Origin of the sequence: Caproiciproducens sp. MSJ-32, from assembly GCF_018918055.1 — a bacterium.
In the GTDB taxonomy this organism is placed as follows: Bacteria; Bacillota; Clostridia; order Clostridiales; family Clostridiaceae; genus Clostridium.
Genome location: NZ_JAHLPS010000064.1, coordinates 1 through 8,824 on the forward strand (window position 1 = coordinate 1; position 8,824 = coordinate 8,824).

Genomic DNA, 8,824 nt, shown 5'->3' on the forward strand with positions numbered 1-8,824 from the left:
TAAGATTTTTTTTATAGTCATGAAAAATATTTTACCATAAATCCTAGACTTTTAAAGTCTGGGATTTATTTTTTTCATCAAAAAGGAGCTTCACACTAATTATTTAGTGCGACAGCCCCCTTATAAATTTAAATTGTCTAAAATATAGCCCTTCCTGGAATTATTAATTTCATTCCTTCTTTAATTTCTGCATCTTCATCTAAATCATTAAGTCTTATAATTTCTGCCACTGTAGTATTATATTCTTTTGCTAATTCCCAAAGAGTATCGTCTTCTCCAACTACATATATTATAATTGAAGCTTTCTTTTCTTTTTCTTCACTTTCTCCACCTACTACATCTGCTACTGCCTCTATACTTTTATTACAATATAACTTGATTATTAATCCAATATTTCCCCTAACTGATATAGAATTTCCTTCTATAACTGTATCTAAATTTTCTAGAGAACTCTTTACAACAGATTTTAATTTGCTATTGGAATCTTTTATATCTACATATGTAGAAAATGGTACTTCTGTATTTAATATTCCATAATTTAATTCTTCATCTTGAATTTTATAAAGTATGCATAGTTTTATTAATCCTTCAATTTTTAGCCTATTATCTTCCATGCTTTTTTCTAAAATGTACGGACGGGCTGAAGCACATATAATATCTTCAATTCTTCCTTCTCCATTATCCACTTTGATATTATCTTTAACTATTACTTCTGAATTCATTATTGACATAATATCTCCAAAATTCTTTTCTTCTCTCCTTATTTCTATATTAGAAGTTGGAGAATATGCATCTTTTATCATCTCAACTTTTTCATTAGAATATACCTTTACTTTTCCTCTTAGTATAAATTCAATATTTACTATTCTGTTTTCTCCTAAATCATCAAGTTCTACATTATAATTACAATCTCTTATTCTTAAATCTAAAGAAGGTATCATATCTTGATTGACTCCAGGCATTTCCTCTTCTTTAGATAGATATATATCATCTTCTAAATGTACTAACTCATTATTTTCTCTAGCTTTATATAGCAGATTAATTTTGCAATAGCATCCAACATAAAACTTATCTTCTACTAATTTTATTTCTTTCTTATGGATATTAAGTTCACATTTTAATATTTCATCTATTTCTGGCTTGTCCATTGTTGCCTTTAAAATAGTTTTTCCCATTAAATCTACGTCTTTTTCACCTTTTATCCCTATTAATTCTTCTTCTTTCTTTAAAGTTTGTATATCTTCTTTTCCTTCAATATCCTTAACGCATTCAAATTCTCCATTTTTATATACTTGCCACTTTAACTCAATTACACCGTTAATTCCAACTTTTCTCTCATTCATCCAATTAGCTTCAATATGTTCTATTTCGCATTCAACATCAACCCATATATTATTTTCGTCATTATTAAGATCTAAATAATTTGCAAACTTATCTGTAAATATAACTGACTGTATTTTATTTGCAGGATGTTCTAAAACTGCATCATCCTTTGGAAGATAAAATACTATATAATTTAAATTTCCTTCTACCATTACTTTATCACCAAGTATTTCTTTATTGGTGATATTTGCTTCAGCATCTACCCCCAAAACTTCTTTCATATCTGGATATTGTGAATCTCTTATTAAATACTCTCCCTTTAGTACATGATTTGTTGAATTTTCTCTAAGTAGCTGTTCATAGTGAACTATCTCTTTAATTGTATCTATTTGTGACATATAATCCCTCCCACATATTAACCTACTATTAAATATATTCTAACTGTATACATTTATTCATTTATAATTAAAAAGTTTCTTTAATATAATCGTCAAACTTCCCCTATTTTAATTTTCTTTGTCGAATTATCGTCTTTTTTTAATTTTTTCTATATTTTTTTTAAATAAATGTTGACAATAATAAAAATATGTCGTATTATAATTATGGTTATTGACCATATAACCTCTCATAAATTCTCAATACCCTTTTATACCATAGTTGAAAGATGGAAACCCACCATCTTTCTTTTTTTATGATTGTTTTATAATAAAAAAAGAGCTTCCACTATGAAGCTCTTTTTATAATGAAAAGTCTAACTGTACTGTCTTTGTTAAAACATCTGAATAACTGTATGATACTGTTCTTTGATTATCATTGTCTAATCTTACTACAAAAATACTTGGATGTGCACTTTCAATTATTCCGTTATTAATTACTACTTTTTTTCTTCCGCCGTTTGCTTTTAAAGTAACTTTGTCTCCTACATGATCTTCTATGTTTCTCTTTATGCTTGCGATAGTTTTCATATTTTCCACATAAGCACCTTCTTTCTTAATTTTATTATACACCATTATTAGCTTTCCGTCAAATAAAACAAATATTCTATCACTATAAAAACAGGTTGTCAATATATTTTTTTATTTTTTCTCATTTACACACATTTGTTATTATACCTACTTTCTTTTTTTTTATGCATTTTTTGAATTAAAATATAGCAAAGAAAAACTACTAGGCTTTAGAGTTACTGATTTTTTAAAGTTAATAATTTAAGCCTAAACTCTTCACCTAGTAGTTTTTCTGACTTAGTATTTCTTTGCTCTACAATTCAACTTAATATTAACAGCTCTATAATCACTTATAGATATGGAGATCTTGGATATCCTTCTCTATATTTACCTCTAGTTTGAAGACCTCCTATTCCCTTTATACCAGTAATTGTATTATTTATTACATCAGTAATGGATATAATTTTATCTATTCTTGTATAAGCTATCTTTTCACACACTAAAACTGGATCCAAGCAATGTATTAATACTCTGCTTGGGGAGCTCGCAAAATTAGCACCTGCATCTAACATACATTCATAACAGCTTTGACATGCTCCTGCAAAAATCACTAATTCATCATAACTAGAATTATAATCTCTTAAAGCTCTAACAGCCTCAATATAATACCTAGAATTTCTATAATTATTTAAATCAAGATAATCACTTGTATTTCTTTGAATACTATCGTGACCAGTTAAAACCACTATATCTGGTTTTACTTCTCTAACTAAATCAACAATTATTTCTGGCTGTTTCTTTTCTTCTATAGCAAATCCAACTGCATCTAAAGATAACTGCTTGTATACCTTAAGGCACATTTCCAAATATTCACTATCTCCATCTACATGAAGTATCTTGCCAGGTCTACCAAAAATCAAATCTTTATTCTCTTTTATTTTTTGACTTTTACTCCCTCTAACTGCATTATCTATAGCATCTCTCGCCAGGCTATCTCCCCTTAAAGAAATTGCTTTTTTTATAGCATCATTAACTCTGCTATTTAATATTTTTTCTCTTTTACCAACATATCTATCACTTACTTTTTCTAAATCATCACTTTTAGAATCAGCTATAATTCTTATGCTTATTCCCTTTAAAACATAGATATCATTACCTTCTTCATCTTTTTTAATATCTATTATTTTAAATGTAATATCTTTATCATAGGATTTTCTAACTACTAAATCACCTATCTCCATTTTTCCCCTCTTGTTTAATTGTTTATTTCATATTATGTTTTATTATATTTATTTGTACATAAAAAAAGTGCCTATAGCACTTTTTTTAATCTATGTTATATTGTTTTTTGAAATTTTTTAAGAATTTGAGCATATTATCTTGTTCTCCAATTATTGCCTCTATTTTGCTTCCAAAAGCATTTTGTCCCCAATTAACCTCATTATAGTAATATCTATTTGCTAGTCTCCAATATCTTTGAGGAAATTGTAAAAAGGCATATAATACCTTATATTCAGAATCTAATAAAGGAGAGACCTCGTTATAAGATTCTAATATAGCATCTGCAAATTCAGGATTCCACTCAACTCTTTTTAAAACCTTTATCATAAAATTAGATATATCAAAAGTTCTTATTTCTCTCTTACAATAATCAAAATCTATAATATGATAATTATTATCTTCATCTATAACAATATTATGGTAAGTATAGTCGTGATGGCAAAAACTTTTTTCTTTTTCAGCCAAGACACATAATTCTTCATATTTTGACTGCTCTAAAGTTTCTAATGCTTTTCTACCAAGTTCCTTATAAAATTCCATAGATTTTATATAAAGCAAGTCAAAATTACTCTTATTATTTTTCTTTCTAATCATATCTCTCATTTTATCAAGGGACTTAATTCTCTTATTCATAAGATGAGTCCATCTTCCTAAATCACTCTTTAACTTTGAATTTTCAGGAGGATCATAACCCTTTGAAGCCTCATGCAATTCTGCAAGGGTCTTAGCTGCAACCTTAACCTCATCTAAATTATGAAAGTCACACTCTCTTCCTTCTATCCATTCAGAAAGTGTGTATAAATCTTCATTCACCATAGCATATGGTTCTCCATCTATGTTTAAAAAATACCTGTCCACATTTTTAAAACCATTTTTTATTAAATGCTCCTTAGCTCCGTAAACGAATAATAATTTCTGTGGTCCGTAATTTATCTTTTTTAAACACCTCTCTCCTTTATTACTTTTTACATAGTATATGCCTTTACTAGGTTTAATACTTTCAATTTTGATGTTAAATTGTCTTTCTATTTCAAATTCTCTCATCATAATATAATACCCACCTCCCTTTATATTTATATGATTATATCTATTCTTTTATTAACATTTTATTCCTGAATTTAATATAATAAATTAAAAATGATGTGAAAGGATGCGTCATGAAAATAGGAGTAGATGGCAGAGCTGCAAAATGGTATAGGGGCACAGGTATCGGAACTTATACTTATCAACTTATAAATAGTCTAAATAAGATTGACAGTATAAATGATTACCTTGTTTTTCTGCCTGAGAATACAGCTCTAGAATTAGGAGACAATTTCGAAATTCAGTCAGTAAAGGCCAATTCAGATTCGAATTTTTGGGATGAGGTTAAGGTTGAAAATAATTTTTATAATAAAAATTTAGATATATATCATGTTCCTCAAAATGGGGTTGGACTTTCAAATAACTTAGAATGTCACAAAACTATTACATTACATGATATAATCCCATTAAGGATGCCAGAAACTGTTAGCTCTAATTATCTTCATATATTTAATACTGAAATACCCAAAATATTAGATAATTGTGATGGAATTATAACTGTGTCTGAATTTTCTAAGCAAGATATTGCCAAAGGTTTTAATTTTCCCTTAGATAAAATTTTTGTAACCCATCTTGCTGCTGAGGATATATATAGACCTTTAGACAAAAAAATGTGTAAAGAAATTATAAAAAAAGAATATGGTATTAATGAAGACTTTATCCTTTATGTTGGAGGTTTCAGCCCAAGAAAAAATATAATAGGCCTTATAGAAGCATATTCATTACTTCCTGAAAATAGGCGAAAAAACTTGAAGCTTATTATAACAGGAAAAAAGGGTATTTCTTATGAAATATACAAAACCCGCGCAATAAAACTTAAGGTTGAAAAAGATGTAATATTTACAGATTTTATTCCTCTTGAAAAGTTACCAATTTTCTATAATGCTTCGAGTTTGTTAGCCTATCCTTCCTTTTATGAGGGCTTTGGACTTCCACCTTTAGAAGCAATGGCCTGCGGAACTCCAGTAATAGCTTCTAATGTAACATCTTTACCTGAGATTTGTGGTGATTCTGCTTTATTAATTGATCCCCATAACATTAATGAATTATCTTATTCAATAGAAAAAATCTTAAGCGATAAATCATTAAGAGAAAAATTAATATCAAAGGGTTTAAATAAAAGCTCAAGCTATTCTTGGAATATTACTGCAAAGGGAACTGTAGAAGCTTATAAAAAAATTATAGAATTCTAAGTAAAAAATATAGGGAAGATATTGTATCCGCCCTATATTTTTTATATTAATAAAAGTACTCTTTCATCTCTTTAATAAATTCTTTTAAAAACTCCATTCTATAAACATCTTTATTAAGCTTATCTTCCAGCCTGCTTTCAAAAACTTCATAATCCCATAACTTTTCCTTATAATAATAATCTATAGATATATTATAAAAATCTCTTGGAAAATTAAAAATGGTATAAATTAATTTTATTTCTTCTTTATCCAATTTACTTACTGAATTATAAGAATCTATAATTGACTTAAATTTCTTCATTTCATAGCAATTATTTTTGATTGCTTTTAATGAAAAATTAGCAATATCAATTGCTCTAGTATCAATTTTACAATAATCAAAATCTATTATTTTTACCTTATCTCCATCAATTATAAAGTTATGATTTGCTAAATCATTATGACACAAAACTATTTTATTAATATCCTTCAATAAGGAAGTATAATTAGTTATTGCTAGAAGTTCTTGAGCCTTTTTCACCTGCTCTATATACTTGTCTACATTTTCAATAAATAAATTATCAAATTTATTTTTATTTCTAAATCTCTTTACAAAGGACTTTATATTTAATAGATCTTCTTCTACTTTTTTATAAGAAGCAATTAAATTATCTCCTAAATTTTCCTTTACTAAATCTACATTTAAATTTTCACATATTCCATTTGATGCCTTATGCATATTAGCAATAGCTTTAGAGCAAATCTCAATTTCTAATGGATTTGTAAAAGTTGCTTCTCTTCCATCTATCATATCTAAGACAACATAAGTACTTTCTTGAAAATTATAAGCTATTCTACCATCTTTTCCTTTATGATAATTTAGTACATCTTCATAATTTTTTTGTATATACTTTAAAGCTTCATCAACAAACTTAATTCTTTTTTCCTTTGAATCAGTCATCTTAAGAATTTTCTTTCCTTCATTTGTTATTAATACAAAAACTTTTCTTAAAGGTATTATTTCCTTAATATCTATTGATAAAGTTTTTAAAAAATCCTCACTTAAATCATATTTGCATAAACTTTCCCTATCTATATATCTAAATTTATTCATTATATCCCCTCCCATTAATTATCGAATACTTATTATCTAAAAGTTCTGCCCTGTAAAGATTTTCTAATATCTCATCTTCTTTTAAAGCATATTTTCCTTGTATATATCTTTTCATAACCTTTAACTGCTCATTAGGATAGCTGCTAAGCCCTTCTAAATATTTTCTGCTTCCTTCTTTTAAGTTTTCTTTTTCAATATAATAATCTATTATTTCTTGAAAGGAAATCTCTATATCTTTTCTCTTTATTTTTTTTATAAGAGAATATATATCATGCTCCCTTATGTTATAGCTCATATATTTTATTGTTCCAACTAAAATTATATTATCTTCTAATGCTAAATTGCTTTCATCAACCCTCCCTAAGCAAATTTCATAATTTTTCATACTTCTTTCTATTATTTCTCTATAATCTTTTAATGCAATATGCTTTAATGAAATTTCTGCCTTATATAAAATTTCCTTTTCCTTGTCTTTTATATAGTTATCAATTTTATTCAAATCCTTTTTATTTTTAAGATTTTTTATATATCTTTCCATCAATATTACTTGAGCTTTATATTCTTCTAATTCCTTTCCAATAGAAGCCCTAATTCTAGGCAATAAATTTTCCTTATAAGCCCCAACACTTTTTTGAAAATAAATTATATTATCTATTTGCTTAAATACCTCTTCCTTGTTTTCTATTTTATAAGAACTTAATTTACTATCCTTAATAATTATGTTTTTTCTTTTAAGATATTCATTTAACTCTAATACATTAATTTTAATCACCTCTATTAAAAAAAGTTATCTAAAAAGCTTTCTCTATCCTGTCTATCATTTAAGTATTTTTTTATTTTCTTCGCAAAAAACTCCTCTCCCCATGGCTGCTGTTCCCAATAATATTGAAGGCCAATCTGCCAAAATCCCTGTGGAAATCTCATAAATGCTACCATTACTCTTAATTCTTCCTCAGTTACTGGATAAATTTTTATATAATTATTTATTACAAGATCTGATATTTCTCTCTTCCAATTCCCGTCCTTCATACTTCTAATCAAAAGAGAAGCAAGATCATGTATATGGCTATCTAATATACAATAATCAAAATCAATTACATTAATTTCTCCATTCCTATCTATTAACAAATTATGATGAGCAAAGTCGTGATGACAAAAACCTCTTTTTAAAACTTCTTTATCCATAACCCTAAAATAATTATTCTTCCTTAATTCACTAATAGATTTTTTTCCTCTTTCTAACTCATCATTTATTGCGCTTAAGTATATTTCATCAAATTCAGATCTATAAGCCTTTTGATATATTCTTTTTTTAAAATCTAATATTTCCTCACATCTTGTTTCGAAAGTTTTTATCCAAGTATACCAATATATTCTTGCTTTCATATTTTTATTTAGAATAAAACCTTTACTACATTCATGAAGTTCAGCTAATTTTCTTGCTGCCATAGCAAGATCATCTAAGTTCTTATAATTACAGCTTCTAGAATCTATCCATTTATTTAAATATGCATACTTATCTCCAAGTTTTATATAACCTTCACCATTTTTTGTTTTTATTATCTCTGGAATCTTCCTAAAGGATTTTTTATTTAAATGATTTATAGCAGAAAATATAAAATAAAAATGAGGAAATTGATATTTAATAATTTTAATACCATAATTCCCCTCTTTTGTTTCTATTTTATAGCTATTTTTAACTTTCTCTATACTATATATGTCTAAAGAATAATTTCTTTCAATTTCTTCTTTTATATATTCACTTTCCATGTAATTCTCCTCATGACTTGTTCTATGCCATTATATGAAAAGAATTCATATTTTGTTTATGTTAGTAGATAAATATTAATAAGATTTTGTTATATATATTTCAAATCTTAATATTTATAATATATAGGATATTTTTG

The 8,824-nt window shown here is 26.6% G+C and carries 8 protein-coding genes; 1 reads left to right on the top strand and 7 read right to left on the bottom strand.

All coding sequences use genetic code 11. The features are described 5' to 3' along the window. Nucleotides 1–137: 137 nt before the first annotated feature. The 4 genes from KQI16_RS07435 to KQI16_RS07450 form a co-directional block, all read right to left on the bottom strand. Complete coding sequence (locus tag KQI16_RS07435; RefSeq protein ID WP_216433239.1) at nt 138–1,721, bottom strand: DUF3794 and LysM peptidoglycan-binding domain-containing protein; 1,584 nt, start codon at nt 1,719–1,721, stop codon at nt 138–140. A 339-nt stretch (nt 1,722–2,060) separates the two neighbouring features. Next, complete coding sequence (locus KQI16_RS07440; protein ID WP_216433250.1) at nt 2,061–2,297, bottom strand: Veg family protein; 237 nt, start codon at nt 2,295–2,297, stop codon at nt 2,061–2,063. A gap of 320 nt (nt 2,298–2,617) precedes the next feature. Further along, nucleotides 2,618–3,508, bottom strand: coding sequence for a sporulation peptidase YabG (gene yabG, locus KQI16_RS07445; RefSeq protein ID WP_216433241.1), 891 nt, complete (start codon nt 3,506–3,508; stop codon nt 2,618–2,620). Between the two features lie 85 nt (nt 3,509–3,593). Then, the gene (locus KQI16_RS07450; RefSeq protein ID WP_216433243.1) at nt 3,594–4,595 is read right to left on the bottom strand and encodes a CotS family spore coat protein; all 1,002 of its coding nucleotides are present in this window, start codon (nt 4,593–4,595) and stop codon (nt 3,594–3,596) included. A gap of 110 nt (nt 4,596–4,705) precedes the next feature. On the opposite strand from KQI16_RS07450, the gene KQI16_RS07455 reads away from it, so the two are divergent. Next, on the top strand, nt 4,706–5,824 hold the full coding sequence (locus tag KQI16_RS07455) for a glycosyltransferase family 4 protein (protein ID WP_216433246.1): 1,119 nt from the start codon (nt 4,706–4,708) through the stop codon (nt 5,822–5,824). Nucleotides 5,825–5,870: 46 nt separating this feature from the next. Here the strand turns inward: KQI16_RS07455 and KQI16_RS07460 are convergent, their stop codons facing one another. The 3 genes from KQI16_RS07460 to KQI16_RS07470 are packed head-to-tail and all read right to left on the bottom strand — an operon-like array spanning nt 5,871 to nt 8,687. Next, nucleotides 5,871–6,917, bottom strand: a complete 1,047-nt coding sequence (locus KQI16_RS07460; RefSeq protein ID WP_216433247.1) for a CotS family spore coat protein — start codon at nt 6,915–6,917, stop codon at nt 5,871–5,873. Then, nucleotides 6,910–7,689, bottom strand: coding sequence for a hypothetical protein (locus KQI16_RS07465; RefSeq protein ID WP_286172961.1), 780 nt, complete (start codon nt 7,687–7,689; stop codon nt 6,910–6,912). Before KQI16_RS07465 ends, KQI16_RS07460 begins: the two co-directional genes overlap by 8 nt. 5 nt (nt 7,690–7,694) lie before the next feature. Further along, nucleotides 7,695–8,687 carry a CotS family spore coat protein gene (locus tag KQI16_RS07470; protein WP_216433249.1) on the bottom strand — a complete coding sequence of 331 codons (993 nt, stop codon included), beginning with the start codon at nt 8,685–8,687 and terminating at the stop codon, nt 7,695–7,697. Nucleotides 8,688–8,824: the final 137 nt, after the last annotated feature.